Source organism: Rhodococcus phenolicus, assembly GCF_001646785.1.
Classification (GTDB): Bacteria; Actinomycetota; Actinomycetes; order Mycobacteriales; family Mycobacteriaceae; genus Rhodococcus; species Rhodococcus phenolicus.
The window spans coordinates 1-22843 of the sequence record NZ_LRRH01000023.1 but is presented as its reverse complement, the minus strand read 5'-3'; the positions used below and the strand labels follow the sequence as shown (position 1 = coordinate 22843).

The 22843-nt window shown below is 71.3% G+C and carries 15 protein-coding genes; 10 read left to right on the top strand and 5 right to left on the bottom strand.

Annotated elements, in window-relative coordinates; all coding sequences use genetic code 11:
* Window positions 1–5: 5 nt before the first annotated feature.
* Window positions 6–929, bottom strand: coding sequence for a beta/alpha barrel domain-containing protein (locus A8G15_RS08170; RefSeq protein ID WP_068157676.1), 924 nt, complete (start codon window positions 927–929; stop codon window positions 6–8).
* Between the two features lie 177 nt (window positions 930–1106).
* On the opposite strand from A8G15_RS08170, the gene A8G15_RS08165 reads away from it, so the two are divergent.
* Window positions 1107–1298 (top strand): hypothetical protein, encoded by a 192-nt coding sequence (locus tag A8G15_RS08165; RefSeq protein ID WP_082899749.1) that lies wholly within the window; start codon window positions 1107–1109, stop codon window positions 1296–1298.
* A 12-nt stretch (window positions 1299–1310) separates the two neighbouring features.
* Here the strand turns inward: A8G15_RS08165 and A8G15_RS08160 are convergent, their stop codons facing one another.
* Window positions 1311–2600, bottom strand: a complete 1290-nt coding sequence (locus A8G15_RS08160; RefSeq protein WP_082899748.1) for a lipase family protein — start codon at window positions 2598–2600, stop codon at window positions 1311–1313.
* A gap of 252 nt (window positions 2601–2852) precedes the next feature.
* On the opposite strand from A8G15_RS08160, the gene A8G15_RS08155 reads away from it, so the two are divergent.
* The 9 genes from A8G15_RS08155 to A8G15_RS08115 all read left to right on the top strand — a co-directional run bounded on the left by A8G15_RS08155 (window position 2853) and on the right by A8G15_RS08115 (window position 19780).
* Window positions 2853–4943 (top strand): hypothetical protein, encoded by a 2091-nt coding sequence (locus A8G15_RS08155; protein WP_068157669.1) that lies wholly within the window; start codon window positions 2853–2855, stop codon window positions 4941–4943.
* 72 nt (window positions 4944–5015) lie between these two features.
* Window positions 5016–6005, top strand: coding sequence for a hypothetical protein (locus A8G15_RS08150; protein WP_245687756.1), 990 nt, complete (start codon window positions 5016–5018; stop codon window positions 6003–6005).
* Window positions 6006–6038: 33 nt separating this feature from the next.
* Window positions 6039–6434 (top strand): MerR family transcriptional regulator, encoded by a 396-nt coding sequence (locus A8G15_RS08145; RefSeq protein ID WP_068157667.1) that lies wholly within the window; start codon window positions 6039–6041, stop codon window positions 6432–6434.
* 34 nt (window positions 6435–6468) lie between these two features.
* Entirely contained in the window at window positions 6469–7461 is a 993-nt protein-coding gene (locus A8G15_RS08140) for an aldo/keto reductase (RefSeq protein WP_068157658.1), read from the top strand.
* Window positions 7462–7628: 167 nt separating this feature from the next.
* Window positions 7629–14642: a non-ribosomal peptide synthetase gene (locus A8G15_RS08135; protein ID WP_068157655.1), complete on the top strand. Its 7014-nt coding sequence runs from the start codon at window positions 7629–7631 to the stop codon at window positions 14640–14642.
* A gap of 114 nt (window positions 14643–14756) precedes the next feature.
* Window positions 14757–15461: a DUF6875 domain-containing protein gene (locus A8G15_RS08130; RefSeq protein WP_068157652.1), complete on the top strand. Its 705-nt coding sequence runs from the start codon at window positions 14757–14759 to the stop codon at window positions 15459–15461.
* Window positions 15458–16423, top strand: a complete 966-nt coding sequence (locus tag A8G15_RS08125; RefSeq protein ID WP_068157649.1) for a LysR substrate-binding domain-containing protein — start codon at window positions 15458–15460, stop codon at window positions 16421–16423. The genes A8G15_RS08130 and A8G15_RS08125 overlap by 4 nt, the downstream gene beginning before the upstream one ends.
* Before the next feature lie 91 nt (window positions 16424–16514).
* Window positions 16515–17855 (top strand): MFS transporter, encoded by a 1341-nt coding sequence (locus A8G15_RS08120; RefSeq protein ID WP_068157646.1) that lies wholly within the window; start codon window positions 16515–16517, stop codon window positions 17853–17855.
* Window positions 17856–17860: 5 nt separating this feature from the next.
* On the top strand, window positions 17861–19780 hold the full coding sequence (locus tag A8G15_RS08115; RefSeq protein ID WP_068157787.1) for an FAD-dependent oxidoreductase: 1920 nt from the start codon (window positions 17861–17863) through the stop codon (window positions 19778–19780).
* On the opposite strand, the gene A8G15_RS08110 is transcribed toward A8G15_RS08115, so the two are convergent.
* The 3 genes from A8G15_RS08110 to A8G15_RS08100 form a co-directional block, all read right to left on the bottom strand.
* Window positions 19745–20536 (bottom strand): alpha/beta fold hydrolase, encoded by a 792-nt coding sequence (locus tag A8G15_RS08110; RefSeq protein WP_068157643.1) that lies wholly within the window; start codon window positions 20534–20536, stop codon window positions 19745–19747. The two genes, A8G15_RS08115 and A8G15_RS08110, sit on opposite strands and share 36 nt — an antisense overlap.
* Before the next feature lie 74 nt (window positions 20537–20610).
* Window positions 20611–21270 (bottom strand): SDR family oxidoreductase, encoded by a 660-nt coding sequence (locus tag A8G15_RS08105; protein ID WP_068157640.1) that lies wholly within the window; start codon window positions 21268–21270, stop codon window positions 20611–20613.
* A gap of 2 nt (window positions 21271–21272) precedes the next feature.
* Window positions 21273–22499 (bottom strand): TetR/AcrR family transcriptional regulator, encoded by a 1227-nt coding sequence (locus A8G15_RS08100; RefSeq protein WP_169833869.1) that lies wholly within the window; start codon window positions 22497–22499, stop codon window positions 21273–21275.
* Between the last annotated feature and the right edge of the window lie 344 nt (window positions 22500–22843).

Here is a 22843-nt window from a genome sequence, read left to right as displayed (position 1 = left end):
TCCCGTCACGAGCGCAGCACCCATTCGAAGGCCGCGGCCTCGGAACGCGCGCCCTGCGTGGCCCGCGCCCGGTTCGGCTCGTCCAGTTCGGCCACGAGGTCCTCGCCGAGCCGCACCAGATCGGCGAACACGTCCGGCGACAGCCACTGTGGGCGGGTCGCGAACAGCAGGTCCTCGGTGGCGGTGTTGCCGCTCGCGCCGGGCGCGAACGGGCACCCGCCGAGCCCGGCGAGGGCGCCGTCGACGACGCTCGCCCCGGCGGACACCGCGGCGAGGCTGTTCGCGACGCCCAGCCCCCACGTGTCGTGGCCGTGGTAGACGATGCGGCGGCCGGGGGATTCGGTGTGCACGCGGGAGACCAGGGCGGCGACCTGGCCGGGCACGGCCTGCCCGAGGGTGTCGGCGAGCACGATGTCGGCCGCGCCGTCGGTACGCGGATCGCACGCGATGTCCAGTACCCGGTCGGGATCGACGGGGCCGTCGAACGGGCACGTGAACGATGTGGCCAGACACAACTGGATGCTGCCGCCGGCGGCGTGGGCCAGGTCGACGGCCGCGGGCATCGCGGCGACGCTGGTCTCGGTGTCGCGGCCGATGTTCGCGTTGTTGTGGGCGTCGGACACCGAGAAGCAGTACTGGAAGTGCCGGGCGCCGGCCGCGATCGCCTTCTCCACGTGCCGGGGCGTGGCGACCCACACCCAGCAGCGGTCGAGTTCCTCCTCGGTGAGCGCCGAGATCAGTTCGAGGGTGTTGGCCATCGGCGGGACCAGATCCGGGCGTGCGAGCGAACCGATCTCGAGTTCGGGGACACCCGCGTCCAGCAGGGACCGGACGAGACGCACCTTGCGTTCGGTCGGCAGGAGCTTGCCGGTCAGTTGCAGTCCGTCGCGCAGCGTCACATCCCGCACACGGACGTGTTCGAAGTTCACGTGTCGCCTCTCCGTCGTCGATGTCCGCTCCGAGCCTACGGACCGGAGGGGCCGGTGGGGGAGCCTGCGGAATGCGGATTTTCTGACACGCCGGACCGGGTGTCGCGGCAGTTGTGACAGGTGACACTATGGTCGATTGTCGGATTGGGGCCTTGCGGAAGGTGCGTGGTCATGGGTGTGGTCCTCGCCAAGGCGTTGCTGTGGTGTGCACTGCTGGCAGGTGTCGTCGGGGCCGCGGTCGCGGTCAACGCCCTGCACGTCAACGGTGCCGTCGCGTCGTTGATCGTCGCGTTCGTGGCGGGCCTGGTGCTGCTGCGGCTGAGGCCCGCCGCGCAGGACACCCAGGATTCCGACACCGCGGCGTCCTGAGCGGTCGCAGTCTCACGGGCACCCCTGCGGTGCCGGCACACCGGCGAGCCGGTCGGCGATCCAGTCCAGCATCCCGGGTGCACCCGCGATCGCGGCCGTCAGGTGCTCACCCCACACCGGCACATAGGTCACGTTCGCTCCGCCGGCGCACCATTGCCGTTGCAGGGCAAGCACTCCTGATTCCGGGATGAACTCGTCACCGAGGAAGACCTGCGACGACCCGTGGTACAGGTACATCGGGGCCTGCGGGATCTGCCCGCCGAGCCGGTTGGCGTCGAGCACCTGCCGGACGCCCGGATCGTCGAAGGGATCCGGCACGGTGGTGAACGCCTCGACCGGAACCATGGCGATCCCCCCGACGGCGAGCGCGATCGTGCACTGGTCCTTCAACGGGGTCGTGGCGAGCTGAGCGGTCAGCGGGTCGGCCAAGGCCAGCAGTTGCGGATACTCGCGGGCCAGACCGACCGTGGCCGCGAGGAACAGCCCCGAGCCGAGCTGCCCGTTCATCGTGATCCGCAGCAGCGACAGGTCGGCGGGCAGCCCACCGGCCGCGGCACCGGCGAACCGCACGTCAGGGGCATAGGTCGGCTGCAGCTGGGCAGCCCAGCCCGTCGCGATGGCGCCGCCGCTGTATCCGGTCATCGCGAGCGGAGCACCCGCGAGTTCGGGTGCGACGGTGCGCAACCCGCGCACCGAGTCCAGCACGGCGTGCCCGGCCATCGGACCTGCGGCGTACGCCATGTGCGGCCCCTGGTGATCCGGGACGAGCACCGCCCAGCCGTGGGCGAGCAGGATCGGCAGCATCGGCGGTGCGTCGATGTCGACGGCGTCGTGCACCATGCGGTACGACGGGGTGCAGCGGGAGCCGAGCGAATCGATCGCCATGTTGTAGACGACGACCGGCCGCGGCCCCGCCGGCCACGGGGTGTCGGGCAGCACGAGCGTCGCCGTCACCGGGATCGGACGACCGGACGAATCAGTCGAGCGCACCATGAACCGGCGCGCGGTGTGCGGGACGACCGACGCGGGCAGCGCACGCATCCGCGTGGGTTGCTCCCGCAGCACCGTGCCCGGGTCGTACGCGCCGAGATCGCCGGGTGGGTCGAAGAACGGGTCGTCGACGATCGGCGCAGGCAGGATCGCGTCGAGTGTCACCCGCGGCGGAGCCGGAACGGGGAGCGGGAACCCGGACACCGGATCCGCGGACGCCGGGCCGTCCGACAGGAGACACACCGCGACGAGGACCGTTGCCAGCAGCGCCGGGAGGGACAGCGCCCGGGACGCTCGATGTGGACGTCGCATTCGGAACTCCTCACCCGAGGTGAACCGCGGTGGAATGCCCGGCATGATCAACGGTACCGCCGGGTGCCGGCGGATCCGGTGGAATCGGCGGCGCCGGACCGGCCCGTCCGGCACCGGCCACGACGAGGATCCGTCGATGCGCCCAGACCGGTCGGCGCACCGGTAGAGTTTTCCCAGGGGGTGCCGCTCGGGTGACCGTGGCGGTCGGGGGGCGTGGTATTTCCCCGAGCCGTCGAAGAGGAGCACCCGGTCGTGTCGCTGTGGTCCATCGCGTTGTCCGACAACGAACTCGGGGAGCGTCGCTGGCTCGACCTGATGCCCTGGCTGGACCGGTACGGGTCCGGGCGTGCCGCCGCGTTGTCCGAACTGGCGCCGGGAGACCGGTGGTGGGAGAAACAGTCGCCGGCCGAGACGGCCGCGTCGGCCGATGTTCCCGCGGTGTGCGCGGCACTCGCCCGCATCTACGTGACCGACCACCCCGACATGCCCCTCGCCGACGGGCTCGCCGACCCGATCGACGTACCGGTCGCCGCCCTGGACCTCGGAACGGCCGCGGCCACGGTCGTCGACCGCCTGCCGGGGGTCGCGACCACGGCCGCGTTGTTCGCCCGTACCCCGTCCGACCTGTTCGCGGTGCGCGGTGCCGGACCCGGCACCGTCCACGAGATCGTGTGTGCGGCGATGGTCGTCGCGATCCTGCGGGATCCCGGTGTGCTCCGCGCGCCCGAGGGCGCCCCGGGTGGATCGGACACACCCGCGCTCGACCTGCTGATCTCCGATCTCGCGGAGCTGGCCCGGTGGCAGGTGCTGCGGGGCCACGGCGACCGGCCGCTGCTGCGCATCCACCTCGAGGACGGCGCCCCCGAGGAGATCCAGGAGGTCGCCGCGCGCATCACGGCACTCACCGCGCAGGACCTGCGGATGCCCGCCCCGCAGGACCCGGTCGCCGAACTCGGCGGATATGTCGCCGCCCTACCCGAATCCGACCGGCAGCACCTGCGGCAACGGGTCCTCGGCGACGACCTCGCGGACCTGTCCGCCCCGTCGACGTTCCCGTACGACACGGCCGTCGGGGACCTGCTCGCCGCGGTACGCGTGCAGGTGCGGCCGGTCGCCTCGCTCGACCGGATCGAGGCGCTGTTTCCGGACCTGTCCCGGCAGGTTCCGGGGCTCGGGGTCCCGCTGCGACAGGTGCTGGACCGTCTCGACGACCGCTTCGAGGTGGCGGACGGCTGGGTCGCGGTGCCGAACCTGCCCGAGGCGGAGAGGCAGACGCGGGCCCTGCTCGCCGAGTTCGAATCCGAGAACGGGGTCGTCGAGCCCGCGGCCGTCGCGACGCTGTGGAATCTGCCCGCCGGTGAACTCACCGCCTGGCTGCAGCACTGCGGACTGCCGATGTTCGACGGCCGGGTCCTCACACGCCAGGACAGTCTGGCCGACCGCGCGGCGCAGGTCCTCGAGGTGCTCGGCGACCCCATGTCGGCGGCCGACCTCGTCACCCGGATGGACACCACCCACGACACCGCGACCGTCATCGACGAGATCGCGGACGACGAACGGTTCGCCGTCACCGAGTCGGGAGTGTGGTCCCTCGTCCAATGGGAAACCGACGTCCCGGGGGCGGTCCGGGCCCGCATCGCCCGGATCGTCGACGCGGCGGGAGGGTCCACCGACACCGCCGTCCTCGCCGAGGCGCTGAGCGCACGGTTCCCCGTCTCCCGGGCCGCGGCCCTGCTCTTCGCGGACAGCGGTGATTTCGAGGTCGCCGGCGGCCTCGTGCGCCGCCGGGTACGCGACCACGTCCGGGTGCGGTCGCCGCGCCGCACACGCCGTCTGTACCGGCTCGGCGACGTGTCGCGGCTGCGGATCACCGCGACCCGTGACCACCTGCGGGGCGCCGACTTCCCGGTACCGTCGGCTGTCGCGGCGATCGTCGGGTGCCCGCCGGGCGGAGAACGGATGCTCGGATCCCGTCTGGGTACGCAGGTGATGCGGTGGTCGGGTGCGACCCCGCAGCTCGGCACGGTGCGCCGGTTCCTCGAGGATCTCGGTGTCGAGGAGGACAACGAGGTCTTCCTCGAGTTCCACCCGGACGGCCACTTCGACGTCGTGCCGCTGCGCACGGTCGCCGACAACGCCGACCCGCTGCGCAAGGCGCTGGCGCTGGTGGGGCATTCGACGCCGGAGATCGTGCCGGAGGACGGCACCGCCGCGGCGCTCGCCGCCGCGATCGGTGTCGACGACGAGACCCGCCCGCGCCGCGTCCTGAGCGCGTACCGGGCCCGCCGGGAGATCGACGTCGTCGCGCTGCTCGAGGACGCCTGGGTGCGCGTCCCGAACTGACGGCCCGGGTGTGCACGTGGGACTGCCGGGTACCGCGTGCGCCCGGAAACCGGACGTAGCACCATGGACGTCATGACCGAACCGAACCCCGATTCCGCCGGCGCCGCGTCGCCCGGCGCGGAGTCTCGCGACTCGTCGTCGCTCGACGCGGTGGTCCGTGCCCTGCGAGGCGCCGTCCCGTCGGTGGAGGCCGCGGTGGCCCGGGTGTACGCCGGTCCGGCCGGGGCGGACTCCGACACGGTCGAGCAGCTCCTCGAACTGGCCGGGGCCCCCGGACTCGGCGACGTCGTCGCCCACCACAACGCGCTGTCCCGGGCCGTCGGGATCGTCGACCAGACCGGTGCGCTGCCGCCACGGGAATGGGACGCGATCGCCGGCCTGGGTGCGCCGCTCGCCTCGGCCGTCACCCGGCTGCGCACCCGCGCGGCGACGGTGCTGGACGCCGCCGATGCCGCCGAACCGGGCGCGCTCGATCCGGAGCAGCGGCTCGGTGAGACCCTGCAACTGCTCGTCCTCGTCGAGGACTGCGTGAACCTGTGGCATCGGCTGCGTCTGGACCACCTGCGCACCACCGATCCCGAAGCCCTGCCGGGAGCGATCGGGGAGGCCCGCGGCCTGCTCGCCGACCACTTCGCCCGCGACGGCGAGCTGCTGCGCCGTGCCCGCCGCGCCCTGGCACGGTCCGCCGACGGCAGTGCGCTCGAGCTGGTACGGCGGATGTCGTCGGCACGCACGGTGAAGAACCTGATCGATCTGCGTCAGGATCTCGACGACTTCCGGGCGGCGTGCCGGGCAGACGCCGCCGGGTGGCTCGACGACGAGGACCCCGCCGTCTCCGCGGCGCTCGAAGAGATCTCCAGTCCCGTCCGTGTCGTCGGAGGTGCGCTCGGCGTGGCGATCGGCGGCAGCGCCAAGGCGTTCGGGGACCGGGCCGCCGGCGTCGGCGCGTCCGGTGTCGAACGGATCGGCCGCGGCTTCGCCAAGGTGACCGAGGCCCGGCACCGTCACGAAGGCGACGATGCCGACGTCTCCGGCATCGTCGCCCCGAACGAGACCACTTGACCCGGAGTGCACTCCAGGAGTGACACTCGGGACATGCCTGTCACCGGGATTTCCATCGCCGACGCCGCGAACCGGCTCGGACTGTCCATCGAGACGTTGCGGTACTACGAGCGGGACGGTCTGCTCCTGCGGCCGGTGCCGCGTTCGGCCAGCGGCCACCGTCGCTACCAGGACCACGACCTCGGCTGGATCGAGCTGGTGACGCGACTGCGCTCCACCGGTATGCCGATCCGCGAGGTCCGGCGGTACGCCGATCTGGTGCGCGCCGGTGACGGCAACGAGAGCGAGCGGCTCGCGCTGCTACAGGCGCACCGGCTCGAGGTGCTGCGTCAGCTCGCCGAGGTCACCGCCCATCTGGGTGCGATCGACCACAAGATCGGCATCTACACCGACCGGCTCGAACGCGCGGCGCGGGCGGCCGGGGCTTGACCTGGAGTGCACTCCAGGCTGTTGGCTGGACGACATGAGCATCCACCAGCGCACACTCGGCGCCACCGCACCGCTCGCCGTCTCGGCTCTCGGTCTCGGTTGCATGGGCATGTCGGAGTTCTACGGCACCCCCGACGAGGCCGGGGGAGTCGACACGATCCACCGGGCCCTCGACCTGGGCGTCACGTTTCTCGACACCGCCGACATGTACGGTCCGTTCACCAACGAGCGGCTCGTCGGCCGGGCGATCGCCGGTCGCCGCGACGAGGTGCAACTCGCCACCAAGTTCGGCAACGAACGCCGCCCGGACGGCACCCGTGTCGGCATCAACGGCCACCCCGACTACGTGCGGGCCGCGTGCGACGCCTCGCTGCAGCGGCTCGGCGTCGACCATATCGACCTCTACTACCAGCATCGCGTGGACAGGACCGTGCCGATCGAGGACACGGTCGGTGCGATGGCCGAACTCGTCGCCTCCGGCAAGGTCCGCCGTCTCGGTCTGTCCGAGGCATCGGCGGCAACCGTCCGGCGCGCACACGCCGTGCACCCGATCACGGCGCTGCAGACCGAATATTCCCTGTTCACCCGCGACATCGAGGACGAGATCCTGCCGACGCTGCGCGAACTCGGCATCGGCCTGGTTCCGTACTCACCGCTGGGCCGGGGGGTGCTCACCGGGACGGTACCCGCGTCCGGGTTCGCTGCCGGCGACAGCCGGGGGTCCGCGTACTTCCCCCGGTCGAACGGCGAGAACCTGCGGACCAATCTCGTACTGGTCGACCGGGTCCGCGCGCTCGCCGACGAGCGCGGCTGCACACCGGGACAGCTCGCCCTCGCCTGGGTGGTGGCACAGGGCGACGACGTCGTGCCGATCCCCGGGACCAAGCGGGTGCGCTACCTGGAGGAGAACGTCGGCGCACTCGAGGTTCGTCTCGGGCCGGACGACCTCGCGGCGCTCGACGCCGCCGTGCCGCGCGGCGCCGTTGCCGGTGCCCGCTACGGCGACATGGACAGCATCGACGCCTGAGACCCTCGGACGCCTGAGACCTGGGTGAGCACACCACACCCCTGGGGTGTGTTCACCGCGGGGGCTCGGCGCGGGACGGTGGAGAAGCCGGATTCGAACCGGCGAACCGAAGAATCCACCGTCCCGCCGCGGAGCCCGCGGCACCAGCGATCAGGGGTTGTGAATCGATGGACCGCGCCGCGTCGACCACTGTCCACGAGCCGTTCCCGCTCTCGGCTGCCCAGCACGGACTGTGGTTCGCGCAGCAACTCGCACCCGACGTGCCGATCTGCATCGCCCAGTACCTCGACATCCGGGGCCCGCTCGATGTCGCACTGTTCCGCGACGTGGCGATGCGGGCCGCGCACGAATTCCAGTCGGTGTTCCTGCGCATCGTCGAGGTCGACGGTGAACCGCACCAGGTCGTCGACCCGCCTGCCGACGCGGCGATGGGGTTCCACGACCTCCGTGCCGAACCGGATCCGCTGACCGCCGCACAAACGTGGATGCACGCGAACTACACGTCGCCGGTCGATTTCGACCGCGACCACCTGTGCGAGTCGACGCTGCTGCGGGTCGGTGACGAGCACTACCTGTGGTACAGCCGCATCCACCACATCGCGCTCGACGGGCACGGCGCCGCGACGATGGTCGGCCGTGTCGCGTCCCTCTACACCGCCGCGGTGGAACGGTCGGTGCCGGAACCGAACCGGGCTGCGGACCTGCGCACCCTCGAACGGCTCGACCGCGATTACCGCGAGTCCCACCGGTTCGCCGCCGACCGCGACTACTGGGCGCAGCGCCTGGACACCCGCGCCGACGGTGCGACCCTCGCCGGCCGTGACGCACCGCCGGTCGCGACCGGCCGCACCGTCCGTGCCGCCCTGTCCGAGCGGGCCGCCGCGCTCCTCGCCGGCACCGAGAACGCCCCGGCCGCCACCCTCGTCGCGGCGTTCGCCCACTACCTGTCGCGGCGCACCGGTCGGCGCGAGGTCACCGTCGACGTCCCGGTCTCGGCGCGACCCACCGCGGTTCTGCGGCGCTCGGGCGGCATGCTCGCCAACGTCGCTCCGCTCCGGGTGCGGATGCGGCCGGGCGACACCGTCGGCGACCTGGTCGACCGCGTCCAGGCCGAACTGCTCGGCGCGCTGCGGCACCAGCGCGGCAACGTCGAGGAAATCCTGCGCGATCTCGGCGCCGACGCTGCCGCCCGCGCGGTCACCGGCCCGATGGTCAACGTGATGCTGTTCGACCGGCACCTGCAGTTCGGTGCGCTCTCCGCCGACTTCCACATCCTCACCGCCGGTCCGGTTCCGGACCTCGCGATGAACGTGTACCGCAGCGGCGCAACCGTATTCGTCGAACTCGCCGCCAACCCCGCTCGGTACGGCGACGACGACCTGCGGGCGCACCACGACGCCCTCGTCACGCTGGTCGAGACGATGCTCGCCGCCGACCCGGGAACCCGGCTGTCCGGTCTCGACGCCGCGCAGTGCACCGTCGTGCACGGTACCGGCCCGATGCCCGAGATCACCCTGCCGCAGCTGCTGGCCGACGCGGTCGCCGCGAACCCCGGCGGCATCGCGATCGCGGCATCCGGCCGCCGCGTCACCTACGCCGAACTCGACGCCGCGTCGAACCGGCTCGCCCGTCTGCTGCAGGCCGCCGGGGTCCGCCGCGAGTCGATCGTCGCGGTCGCGCTCACCCGATCCGTCGAATCGGTGACCGCGGTCTGGGCCGTCGCGAAGACCGGCGCCGCGTTCGTGCCGGTGGACCCGAACCACCCCTCCGGCCGCATCGAGCACATGATCACCGACTCGGAAGTGACGGTCGGTGTGACCGTCTCGGCGACACGGCACCGGCTGCCCGGCACGGTGCGCTGGCTGGCGCTCGACGAACCCGCCGGGGAGGTGTCCGACGAGCCGATCGTCGCCTCGGTCCGCCCCGGTCAGGCCGCGTACGTGATCTACACGTCGGGGTCGACCGGCCTGCCCAAGGGGGTCGTGGTCACCCACCACGGGCTGGCCGACCTGGTGACCGAACAACGCACCCGCACCGGCGTCGACCGCAATGCGAAGGTGTTGCACTGCGCCTCACCGAGTTTCGATGCATCGGTGTTCGAAATGCTGTGGGCGGCAGGGTCGGCCGCGACCCTGGTCGTCGTGCCCCCGACCGTCTACGGCGGTGGCGAACTGGCAGATCTTCTGCGGCGCGAGGCCGTCACCCACGCGGGGATGACCCCGAGCGTCCTGGCCTCGCTGGACCCCTCCGGCCTCGGCGCGCTGCGCACCCTGCTCGTCGCCGGGGAGGCGTGCGCACCGGAACTGGTGGACCGCTGGGCACCCGGCCGGACGATGCTCGACGGATACGGACCCACCGAATCCACCGTGATGGCCAATCTCAGCGAACCGCTCGCCGCCGGGGAACCGGTGACGATCGGCGGGCCGGCGCGCGGCTTCACCGAGGTGGTCCTCGACTCCGCGCTGCGCCCGGTCCCGGCCGGTGTCGCCGGCGAACTGTATCTCGGCGGCCCGGCACTGGCCCGCGGCTACCGGGGCCGCCCGTCGCTGACCGCGTCCCGGTTCGTCGCCGATCCCTTCGGTCGACCCGGGGCTCGTCTGTATCGCACCGGCGACGTCGTGCGCTGGCGGGACACCGCCGACGGCACTCCGACCCTCGACTACCTCGGCCGCTCCGACTTCCAGGTCAAGATCCGCGGTATCCGCGTCGAACTCGGCGAGATCGACGCCGCTCTCGCACGTCGCCGCGATGTCGGTTTCGCCGTCACCGTCGGGCGCGTCGGGCCTGCCGGGGACACCGTCCTCGTCTCCTACGTGCTGCCCGCCGAGGGAGAACCGGACGCCGGGGTCGCACCCGAGCCGGGCGCGCTGCTCGAGCATCTCCGGGACTTCGTGCCCACGCACATGATTCCGGCGGCGATCGTCGTGCTCGACGAACTGCCGCTCACCCCCGTCGGCAAACTCGACCGTGCCGCCCTGCCCGCCCCGGACCTCGCCCGTGCCGAATACCGGGCTCCGGTCACTGCCGCCGAGCGAGCCGCCGCGGACGCCTTCGCCGAGGTGCTGGGGCTGGAGCGGGCCGGTCTCGACGACAACTTCTTCGACCTCGGCGGCAACTCGCTGAGCGCAACCCGGGTTGTCGCGCGGGTCGGCGCCGACACCGGCACGGCCCTCGGTGTGCGGGACGTGTTCGAGGCGCCCACCGTCGCTGCACTCGCCGCCCGCGCGGACGAGGCCGTCCGGCGTGTGGGGGAGCGGCCCCCGCTGGTCGCAGGCCCGCGTCCCCGGCACGTGCCGCTCGCGCTCGCGCAGCAACGCATGTGGGTGGTCAACCAGGTCGATCCGACCTCCCCGGCCTACAACGTCCCGATCGCGCTGCGCCTGACCGGCGACCTGGACCTCGGCGCGCTGCGCGCCGCGCTCACCGACGTCCTGGAACGGCACGAGTCGCTGCGCACCGTCCACCCGTCGTCCCCCCAGGGTCCGCAGCAGGTCGTGCTTCCCGCCGACAGCATCGGCACCGATCTCACACCGGTGCAAGTGACGGGAGGAACCGAACTGCGGGAGCGGCTGCGCACCGTCGCCGCCGGCGGGTTCGACGTGAGCGTCGACGTCCCGATGCGCACCGCGCTGTTCCGGCTGGGCCCGGACGAGCACGTCGTGGCGATCGTGCTGCACCACATCGCGGCCGACGGGTTCTCGATGGCACCACTCGCGCGGGACGTCGTGCTCGCCTACACGAACCGCTCCGGGGGACGTGCGCCGCAGTGGGCGCCCCTGCCCGCGCACTACGCCGACTACACCCTCTGGCAGCGGGAGAAACTCGGCGACGACACCGACCCGGCTTCGCTCGCGACCGCGCAGCTCGACTTCTGGCGACGCACCCTCGACGGGCTGCCGGAACTGCTCGAACTGCCCACCGACCGGGACCGGACGGCGCAGCGTTCCGCGCACGGCGCCACCGTGCCCTTCGAGGTCGGATCGCGCGTACACCGCGCGCTGACCGATCTGGCCCGCGCGCACGACGCCACCGTGTTCATGGTCGTGCACGCCGCACTGGCGGTGCTGCTCGGAAAGTTGTCGGGTACATCGGATCTCGCGATCGGAACACCCGTGGCCGGGCGGGGCGACGCCGCGCTCGACGACATGGTCGGGATGTTCGTCAACACGGTGGCCCTCCGTACCCGCATCGCCCCGCAGTCCACGTTCGGGGAACTGGTGGCGCAGGTGCGCGACGACGATCTCGCCGCGTTCGGACATGCGGACGTGCCGTTCGATCACGTCGTCCGGGCGGTGGATCCGGTGCGGTCCTCCGCGCACGCACCGCTGTTCCAGGTCCTCCTCGAGTTCCGCAACCTCGACGCGACCCGGCTCGATCTGCCGGGACTGACCGTCGAGACCGTCGACTTCGACCTCGAGGTCGCCAAGTGCGACCTGTACCTGAGCGTCGACGAGACCCGGGACGAGACCGGCGCCCCCGCCGGGATGAGTGCCGAATTCGGGTTCACCACAGACATCTTCGACAGCAGCACAGTCGAGGGTTTCGCGCGCCGGTTCGTGCGGTTGCTCGACGCGGTCGTCGCCGAGCCGACACGGCCCATCGGTGTCTTCGACCTCCTCGACGACCCCGAACGCGCCGAACTGGTCCCGGTGTCGGGAGGAGCGCCGGCCCCCGCCGTGGCCCTGCCCGAGTTGTTCGCCGCCGCGGTGTCCGCCGACCCCGACGCGGTCGCGGTGGTCGCGGGGGAGCGCCGGCTGACCTACCGCGAGCTGGACCGGCAGTCGAACTGGCTGGCGCGGGTACTGATCCGCGCCGGTGTCGGTCCGGAGTCGATGGTGGCGATCGCGCTGCCACGGTCGGTCGAATCCGTGCTCTCGGTGTGGGCGGTCGCGAAGGCCGGGGCGGCCTTCCTTCCCGTCGACCCCGGCTATCCAGCGTCGCGGATCAAGCACATGATCGCCGATTCGGCTGTGACGGTGGGAATCACGACGACCGGTGCGCGTGACGCCCTGCCGGGAACGGTGACGTGGCTGAACCTGGACGAACCGTGCGAGCAGGCGTCGATCGATCGCGTGACCGAGGCGGATCGGGTGCGCCCGCTGTGTGTCGAGCACCCGGCGTACGTGATCTACACGTCGGGCTCCACGGGGGTGCCGAAGGGCGTGGAGGTCACGCACGCGGGACTCGCGAACCTGGTGGCCGAGCAGCGCACCCGATTCGGTCTGGGCCCGCACGCGCGGGTGCTGCACGCGGCGTCGCCGAGCTTCGACGCGGCGGTGCTCGAGATGCTGTGGGCGTTCGGTACCGCCGGCCGCCTGGTGATCTCCCCGACGGGCGTGTTCGGCGGCCGGGAGCTGGCCGACCTGCTGGCGCGCGAGCAGGTCACGCACGCCGCGCTGACACCCGCCGCGCTGGGCACGGTCGACCCGGCCGGGCTCGACCAACTGGGCACGGTCGTGGTGGGCGGCGAGACCTGTCCCCCGGAACTCGTCGCGCGGTGGGCGCCGGGCCGCACGATGGTGAACACGTACGGCCCCGCCGAGACGACGATCCAGTCGAATGCGGGGCGGCCGCTCGCGGCGGGCGAACCCGTCACGATCGGCGGCCCGATCCGCGGCTTCGGCGAACTCGTGCTCGACGATCGGCTGCGCCCGGTGCCCGTCGGCGTCGTGGGGGAGCTGTACCTGTCCGGACCGGGGCTCGCCCGCGCATACCGCCGGCGCCCGGGACTGACGGCGGCGCGGTTCGTCGCGGCACCGTCCGGGGAGCGCATGTACCGCACCGGCGACCTGGTGCGCTGGCGTCGCCGCGCCGACGGAACGCTCGACCTCGACTACGTCGGCCGTTCCGATCAGCAGGTGAAGGTGCGCGGCTTCCGCATCGAGCTCGGCGAGATCGAATCCGCCCTGCTCGGCTTCCCCGGTGTCGCACACGCCGTCGCCCACACCGACGGTGACCGTCTCGCCGGCTACGTCGTCGCGGACGCCGGCACAGTCGTCGACACCGACGCCGTGCTCGGCCACGCCCGCACGCGCCTCGCCCCGCACATGGTCCCCGCGACCGTCACCGTCCTGGACCGTGTCCCGGTCACCGCCAACGGCAAGCTCGACCGTGCCGCCCTGCCGCGCCCCGAACACACACGGGTGGCCTACCGGGCGCCGCGCGACACCGCCGAGACGATCGTCGCCGACGCATTCGCCGGTGACCTCGGGCTCGACCGGGTCGGGCTGGACGACAACTACTTCGCGCTCGGCGGAACCTCCCTGAGCGCGACCGTCCTGATCGCGACGATCTCGGACCGGGTCGGCCGACGGGTGCCGGTGCAGTGGATCTTCACCGACCCCACGCCGGAATCCCTGGCCCGCCGGATCACCACCGCACCGGACCACGAGATCGACGACGCGCTCGCGCCGCTGCTTCCGTTGCGCCCGGACGGTGCCGGCACCCCGGTGTTCTGCATCCACCCGGCGATAGGCCTGGCCTGGTGCTTCACCGGCCTGGTGCCCTACCTCGGGGACCGCCCGGTGTACGGGCTGCAGTCCCCGGCACTCACCGACCCGCAGGCACGATTCGGTTCCCTCACCGAAGTCGCCGACCACTACATCGAGCGGATCCGCTCCGTGCGGCCGGACGGCCCGGTCCATCTCGTCGGGTACTCGGTGGGCGGTCAGATCGCCCACGAGATGGCGGTGCGGCTGGGCCCGGACTCGGTCGCGTCCCTCACGATGCTCGATTCGCATCTGCTGGGCGAGAACGACATCCGCGTCGAACCACCGACCCTCGGGGAACTGCTCGCCGAGTTCGGTGACCTGCCCGCCGACGAGACACCGACCCCCGAACGTGCCGCGGACATGTTGCGTCGCACCGGCGGCCTGTTCGACGCGGTGACCCCGGAGCGGGTCGAGGCACTGCACCGGGTGTTCACCGCGACGGTGGAACTCGCTGTCGCACACCGGCCCACGGCCGCCCTCGACGCCGATCTGCTGTACTTCGCCGCCGCCGAGTCCGCCGGCGATCCGACCGCCGCGGCGGCCTGGGCGGCGCACATCGCACGCCGGGTCGACGAGCGTGCGGTGCCGGCCACCCACCAGCAGCTGACCGGTCCGCAGGCCCTCGACGCCATCGGCCCCGCCCTCGCGCGGCACCTGCTGGGCGCGGACGCCGCGGCGATGCGGGGGTGAGGACACGCACCCCTGGGGTGCCTGGTCCGGCCGGTGCATCCGCAGGATTCTGGTCTCACGACATCCGATGGTCCCGGCCACACAGCCTCGGCCACATAGCTTCTGGGAGAAAACATGTCGATCACCACCCGTCAGCTCGGATCCGAAACGTCCCCCGCCGCGGTGCATCCGGACTTCCGTGTGCGAGGGCCCCGCTCGGGCATCGAACTCGGCAGCCTGTTCGACGGCTTCGGCACCGACGAGCATCCCCGCGCCGGTGAACTCCGGCGGTGGGCGGTGGACTTCCTGTGCGCGCCGCACGAGGACCTCGGCCGGACCGGACCGGTGTGTCCGTTCGCCGGTCCGTCGATCACCCGGCGGCTGTTCTGGGCGGCGTTCGTCCCGGGCACCGATGTCGGAGAGGACCGGATGCGGGCTGTCGCCGACGATCTGGCCGAGCTGTTCCCCGAACTGCCGCCCGACTCCGGTGCCGATGCCGCCCTCAAGGCCGTCGTCGTGGTCTTTCCCGACCTCACGGACTACGACGTGATCGAGCGGGTCCAGAACGAACGCAAATCCGATTTCGTCCTCCAGGGCCTGATGCTGGGTCAGTTCTACCCGGGCTGCACGGTGTCCGGTCTGCGCAACAGTGCCTTCCGCGCCCTCGACGCACCCCTGCCCATGCTCGCCGTCCGGCACATGGTCGGCTCGGACTTCCCGTTCCTCGCCGCCGACCGGGACTGGGTGCTGGCCTACCTCAAGAAGTTCGCCGGGTCCGTGCCGTCGACGGTGCGGACCGAGATCGCCGAGAAACTCGCAGCGCCTACCGTGGGAGCATGAGCCGAGTCGATCCCGTTCCCCACTACACGCTCCGGCAACTCGCGGCGTTCGTCGCGGTCGCGGAGTGGGGATCGATCGCCGGCGCCGCGGACGTGCTGAGCATGTCGCAGTCGGCGGTGTCCTCGTCGATCACCGAACTCGAACGCGCCCTCGGTGCCCGGTTGTGCATCCGCCGCCGTGCCCGCGGGGTGCAGCTCACCCCCACCGGCGAAGGCGTTCTCGAGCGGGCCCGGCTGCTGTTGCACCAGGCGGGAGAGCTGCAGGCCGATGCGAGCGCCGAGGCGGGGGAGGTCGTCGGCAGGGTCAAGGTCGGGTGTTACCCGTCCCTGGGACCGACCGTGCTGCCCCCGCTGCTCGAGGGGTTCATCCGCACCCACCCGCGCGTGCAGCTCGATTTCCACGAGGACGACCAGAATCATCTCTCCGCGCAGCTCGAGTCCGGGGAACTGGACGTCGCGGTGATGTACGTGCTGGAGCTGCGGCCGGGGCTGGGTACCGTCGTGATCGGGCAGCGCAACCCGATGGTGCTGCTGCCGGCCGCGCATCCCCTCGCCGCGGACGGCGGGCCGATCCGGCTCCGGGACCTCGGCGACGAACCGATGGTGCTGCTCGATTCACCACCGAGTTCGAACCACGGCCTCGGGGTGTGCCGGGCGGCCGGGATCACCCCGAACATCGTGTACCGCACCCGCAACTTCGAGACGTCCCGCGCCTTCGTCGGCCGGGGCCTCGGCTGGACGCTGCTGTTGTCCCGGCCGCGACGCGACATCACCTACGAGGGCCTCGAGATCGCCGTGCGCGGCATCACCGACCCCGTTCCGGAGCCGGTCGACGTGGTCGTCGCCTGGAAGGACGGGGCCCTGCTGAGCCGGGCGGCCCGGGAATTTCTCACCTTCGCGGCGGGGCAGTTCGTCCCGCCCCACGTGCAGAAACAGCTCTACTTCGAGAGAGTTGTGGAATAACCCGGAAATTTCGCGCTTTTCACGGGGTTGTGGTCGGGGTCATCGTGGGTGTCGGCGGTCACGTTCCGCCCTCCTCGAAAGGTCCCCATCCATGACGGTTATCGACAGGCGGGAAGAAGCGCGCGGCACGGCCGCGACTGCTCGCAAGGCCGCCCTCGGAAGCTTCGTAGGCACCGCGATCGAGTGGTACGACTTCTTCATCTACGGCACCGCCGCGGCGCTCGTCCTCGGGCCCCAGTTCTTTCCCGGCACGTCCGACCTGGCCGGTACGCTCGCCGCGTTCGCTACCCTCGCCGTCGGGTTCGTCGCCCGTCCCATCGGCGGCGTCGTCATGGGCCACTTCGGTGACCGGGTGGGTCGCAAGTCGATGCTGGTGACCTCGCTGCTGCTGATGGGCTTCGCGACCGTCGCGATCGGCCTGCTGCCGAACTACGCGGCCATCGGTGTCGCCGCCCCGATCCTGCTCGTCGTCCTGCGCTTCGTCCAGGGACTCGGTGTCGGCGGCGAATGGGGTGGCGCGGTGCTCGTGGCCACCGAGAACGCCCCCGCGGGCAAGCGCGGCCTGTACGGTGCGGCACCGCAGATCGGCGTGCCCGCCGGCGTGCTCCTCGCCAACCTGGTGTTCCTGCCGCTGTCGGTGTTCATGGACGAGGCGACGTTCGACTCGTGGGGCTGGCGTGTCCCGTTCCTGCTGTCGGCCGTTCTCGTCGGCGTCGCCATGTGGATCCGCCTCGGCCTCGAGGAGAGCGCCGAGTTCCGGAAGGCGAAGGACGAATCCGCCGACGAACCGGCGAAGATGCCGATCGTCGAGGTCCTCACCAAGCACTGGAAGACCGTCCTGCTCGCCGGTGGCACGTTCATCGCCACCAACGGCATCGCCTACGCCTACATGGTCTACGTGCTCAAGTACGGCGAGAAGGAACTCGGCTTCTCGCAGACGACGATGCTGACCCTGCTCATCGCCTCGTGCCCGGTCTGGATGGCCGGCATGGCGTTCAGCGCGTGGCGATCCGACCTCGTCGGCCGGCGCACCGTCTACATCCGCAGTTCCGCCGCCCTGGTCGTCGCAGCCGCGCTGTTCTTCCCGCTCATGGACACCGCGATCCTGCCGGTCATGTTCCTGGCGATGGCCGGACTCGGCTTCACGCTCGGCTGCTGCGCCGGCCCCCAGTCGGCGCTGTTCGCCGAGTTGTTCCCGCCGGCCGTGCGATACAGCGGCGCGTCCCTCGGCTACCAGATCGGTGCGATACTCGGCGGGGGCCTCGCCCCGATGATCGCCACCACCCTGTTCGCGAAGACCGGAACCTCGTGGTCCATCACCGGCTACTTCGTCGTGATCGCGCTGATCAGCCTCGTCAGCATCCTCGTCCTCCGCGTGCCCTCCGCCGAAACACCCGGCCACGCCGCCCGAGCCACCCAGGAAGGGGTGTGACGACCGTGTCGACCTACTACCAGCCCCGCAAGTACCCGGCGTCGACCTTCGACTCGATGCAGCCCGCCGACGACGCACTGCCCGTCGTCGTCGTGGGCGCGGGCCCCGTCGGCATGGCCACGGCGATCGGCCTGGCCCAGCGCGGCATCCCGGTCACGATCATCGAAGCCGGCGACCAGGTGTCGTTCGGCAGCCGCGCAATCTGCATCTCCCGCCACAGCCTCGAGGCCGCCGCCCGGCTCGGGTACGGCGACGAACTCGACGAGATCGTGCTGCCGTGGGTCGGCGGTCGCAGCTTCTACCGTGACAAGCAGGTGCTGCACTTCCGGATGCCGCTGCGCGACTTCGACGTCCGCCCGCCGATGATCAACGTCTCCCAGTCCGAGTACGAGCAGATCGTCGTCGACGCCATCGAACGCAACCCGCTCATCACGCTGCACTGGTCGGCGAGCATCGCCGGCATCCTGCGCGGCGACGACGAGGTCACCCTCGAGATCGACACCGCCGACGGCAAGCGGCATCTGCGGGCACGCTGGGTCGTCGCCGCGGACGGCGGCCGCAGCCGCATGCGCGAACTCGCCGGGTTGCGCCTCGAGGGCACCAACTACGAGGGCCGTTACGTCATCGCCGACATCCACTGGGAGTCGGAACTGCCCGCCGAACGCATGGTGTGGTTCGACCCGCCGAGCAACCCCGGCTCGACGATCATCATGCACAAGCAGCCCGGGAACATCTGGCGCATCGACTACCAGCTCGACCCCTCCGAGGACGCCGAGATCGAAACCCGCGAGGACGCGATCCGGGCGAGGATCACCAAGCATCTGGACTGGCTGCAGAACGACCTGCCGTGGACCCTCGAATGGCACGGCTTCTACAGCGCTCGCGCGCTTGCCCTGCGCGACTTCACCCACGACCGCATCCTGTTCGCCGGTGACGCGGCCCACCTGGTACCGATCTTCGGTGTGCGTGGGCTCAACTCCGGCATGGAGGACGCCGAGACTCTCGCGTGGCAGCTCGCCGCCGTCATCCACGGCAACGCCGAACCCGCGCTGCTCGACGCGTACTCTGCCGAACGGCACCACGCCTGGGAACAGAACGTCGCGAACGCCGGCAAGTCCACGCTCATCATGTCGCCCGGCAGCCACGGGCACCGCACGACCCGCGACGCCGTGCTCGCACTCGCCGTGGACCGCCCCGAGTTCGGGCACCTCATCAACCCGCGGCAGTCCAGCGCAACCCATGCCCGCCTGTCCCCGCTCACCTGGCCCGTCGCCGCCGGTCTCACCGGCGTGCTCCCGGGCGATCCCGTCGAGGACCGCCGGGTCCGCGTCGCCGGTGACAGCCCCGCGGAGTCGTCGCTGAACGCTGTGCGCGGCAACGGCTTCGCGTTGCTCGGCATCGGACTCGACGCAACCGGCAGCGCCGCGCTGGCCGCGGCCGCGGCCGCGCTCGGGGCGGCCCTGGCTCCGGAAAGCGTCCGGGCGGTACTCGTCGACGGCGCACCCGTCGACGGCGTCACGACCCTCGACGCACCGGACCTGGCGGACGCGCTCGGCGCGACACCGGGGGAGGTCTTCGTGATCCGCCCCGACAGTCTGTTGCTGTGCCGCGTCCCGGTAGGCGAGCTGTCCGGTGTCGCCGACGCGCTGCGCACCGGCTCCGCCCCCGACGGCCCGGCTGTTCCGGCGCGACCGGCCGAGGCGCTGACCGCCGACGAACAGCGGCGCGAGAACGTGTGGCTGGGCCTGTCCGCCGCACTCGACCAGGCCGGCGAATCCGACCGGGAAGGATTCCTCGCGCGGCTCGCGTTGCTGCTCGGATCGCAGGTCGGGCACCGGGAATTCGAGGAGGCCGTCGCGGCCGCCGCGGCCGCGGCCCCCGGAGCGAGCTCAGTGGTCGAGGAAGTCGAGCACGTCGCCGGCTAGCCGCTCGCTGCGCATCACGCCCAGGTGCCCGACCCCGGGATACAGCAGCAGCTGCCCGTCCGGGACGCCCTCCGCGGTTTCCTCGAACAGGCCGGGGCTGTAGAAGCCGTCGCGGTCGCCGCCGACGACCAGCACCGGGCACGGGATGTCGGCGAGCCGGTCCGACAGGTCGAAGCGGTCCTCGGCGTCGATGACCGTGAGCATGTCGTCGTATCCGTGCCGCCCGGCGGCGGGTTCGAGCAGCCACCCCGCTGCCCACAACAGGTGATGGGACCATCCGTGGGCGGCGGTGGTCGCCGCAAGTTCGGCGAACGCGCGGCGGGGATGACCGGCCCGGACCGCGGCCGCGACGTCGCGTTGCACCCGCCGGCCGGCTCCGAGCCGGTACGCCGAGGCGACCAGGACCACCCGGCGCACGATGCCCGGATGGTCGGCGGCGAGCTGCAGGGCGATGCTGCCTCCGGTCGACGTGCCGACCACATCGACCGGCCCGTCGAGGTGTGCGCGGATCGCGTCGCTGTAGGCGCGGGCGAGATCGCCGATCGTGGTGCCGGTCGCGAGTCCGGCCGGCCGGTTGACCGACCACACCTCGTGGTTCCGGGAGTACCGCGCCATGGACTCCAGCTGACCCTTGCGCGATTTACCCTCCGACGGAAGATGATTCGGTGTCAGTCCCGGCAGGAACACCAGCGGGGCGCCGGAGCCGAGACGCAGGTAGGCCATGCCCGGATCCCACAGGCCGTCGGATACCGTCATCGGCGACTCCCGTCGTCGTGCCGTCACGGATCGTCCTCGGAATCTATCCCGGGACCGTTCCCGCGACCGCCGCTTCAGGAATTTTCGGCCCGATCCAGCGCATCCCCGATCGGGGTGCGCCCGTTGTTGAATTCGATGGTCCGGTGCACCGTGGCCGGACGGTCGAGCACCGCGGCGACGACCGCGGCCACGTCGGCCCGGCTCACCCGTCCTCCGGCGGCGGCCACGCCCGTGTCGATGGACCCGGTCGCCGGGTCGGTCGTCAGTGCGCCCGGACCCAGGATCGTCCAGTCGAGGCCGGTGGTACGCAGGTGGGCATCGGCCGCCGCCTTCGCCTCCGCGTACGGGAAGAAACTGTTGTCCTCGGGAACGCCGTGCTCCGGTCCGGCCCCGAAGTAGGACACCATCACGTAGCGCCGCACCCCCGCCTGCTGCGCCGCGTCCATCGAGACGATCGCGGCATCGCGATCCACCGCGTACGTGCGGTCCGGGTCGCCGCCGCCCGCGCCGGCCGACCACACCACGGCGTCGTGGCCGCGCAGCAGGCCGGCGAGTTCGGCGACGTCGAGCTGCTCCACGTCCGCGACCACCGGGGTGCCCCCGGCGGCGCGCACGTCGTCGGCGTGGCCGAGATTCCGGATCAGCGCGGTGGTCTCGTGTCCGGCATCGGCCAGGAGCCGCTCGAGGTGCAGCGCCACCTTTCCGTGACCGCCGATGATTGCGATGCGTGCCATGGCTATACCTCCGGGACGTTCGAACCGAGCAGAGTGGAAATCATCAGATTGTGGATGCGCGGTGCCTCCTGCTGGGCGGCGGCGGGACCGAGGAACACCCCGAGGTCGGAGACGAGGTTGAGCGCGCCGTACATGAGGAACCGCGATTCGACGACGGACAACTCGGGGCGGACCTCGTGGACGAGCGCAGCCCACTGCTCGATGTTCGAGCGTTGCCGCAGCCGCAGATCCGCGCGCGGTCCGGGCGCAACGTTGATCAGTTCCGCGAAGTACACCGACATCAGCTCACGCTGGGAGAACGACAGGTCCACGTACACCGACGTCAGTGCCCGCACCGCGTCGACGGGGCCGGCCGCGGTGCGGACCTCCTCGGCGACGGCGGCTTCGAGTCCGTCGATGGCCCGGTAGAACGCGGCGGCGAGAATGTCCGCCTTCGACGGGTAGTAGCGGTACACCCCGGACGCAGGCAGGCCGACGGTGGCGGCGATCTCCTCGACACCGATCTCCGCATAGCCGCGGTCGTGGAAGAGCTGGACCGCCGCGCGCAGCAGATCTTCGCGCATGTTGCCCATCGCGGCCGGCTCCGGCGGGGACACCGGCACGATCGCTGTCCTGCCGGTCGACGCGAAATCGGATTCGGCGATCGCGGTGCACGCGTCGAGCAGGAGTTGCTCGATGCGTCGCGGGGAGAGCACGAGACTGTGTGCGGTGATACTGCCGATCACGCTGAGCATCGCGGCGACGGTGACGAAGGCGTCCCCGTCGGACAGGTCGGGGCGGATGCGGATGACGCATTCTCGCAGGGCGCGGTTGACCTCCCATGACCGAGTGCGGATGGGTGTGCGGTCCTCCTTGCGCAGGTACCGGCGTTTCCATCGGTAGATACCCGCGGTGTGGCGATGCGTGATCGTGGTGCCGATGATCGAGGACAGGTGCGCCCGGAGCTGATCGTAGGGGCTTTCCGGATGCGTGTCCGACGACTGTGCGAGCGCGGCCTCGAGCGCGTCGAGCAGGATCAGGGCCGAGTTGAGGAAGAGCGCGTACTTCCCCGGAAAGTGCCGGTAGAGCGCGGACTTGGTGATTCCGACTTCGGCGGCGATGTCCTCGACGCTGACCCCGTGATAGCCGCGCTCGCTGAAGGCGATCGCGGCCGCGGTGGCGATGCGGTCGCGGCGGTCCTTCGGCCGCGACCGGCGCTCGACCGGAGGGGAGGAAGTATTGCTGACCACGCGCACCTGCCTCTGTTCGCTCGGTTTGCCCTGTCGATGTTGCCCGGTGCCGCTGTGGGCGTGTCGCCCCTGTGAGCATAAGCCACGGCGACCTGTGTGAATCGGTGTCCACATATAACCGAGATCGTCGTGTTCTCGGAACGGATTCTTTCGGTATCCATGCCTGTGAACTGGAATTACTCCGTTGATCGGGGCGATCGACCACGAGTCGATCGCTTCGGAATGATTGTTCACAAAATCCGGCGTTTCACGGATTCTCGCTGGTAACGTCCACCGCGTCCGTGGGACGCGGGTTCGCCGCGGGTGCTCGTCCGAGGGGGGTACGTCATGGATGCGCTGCAGGG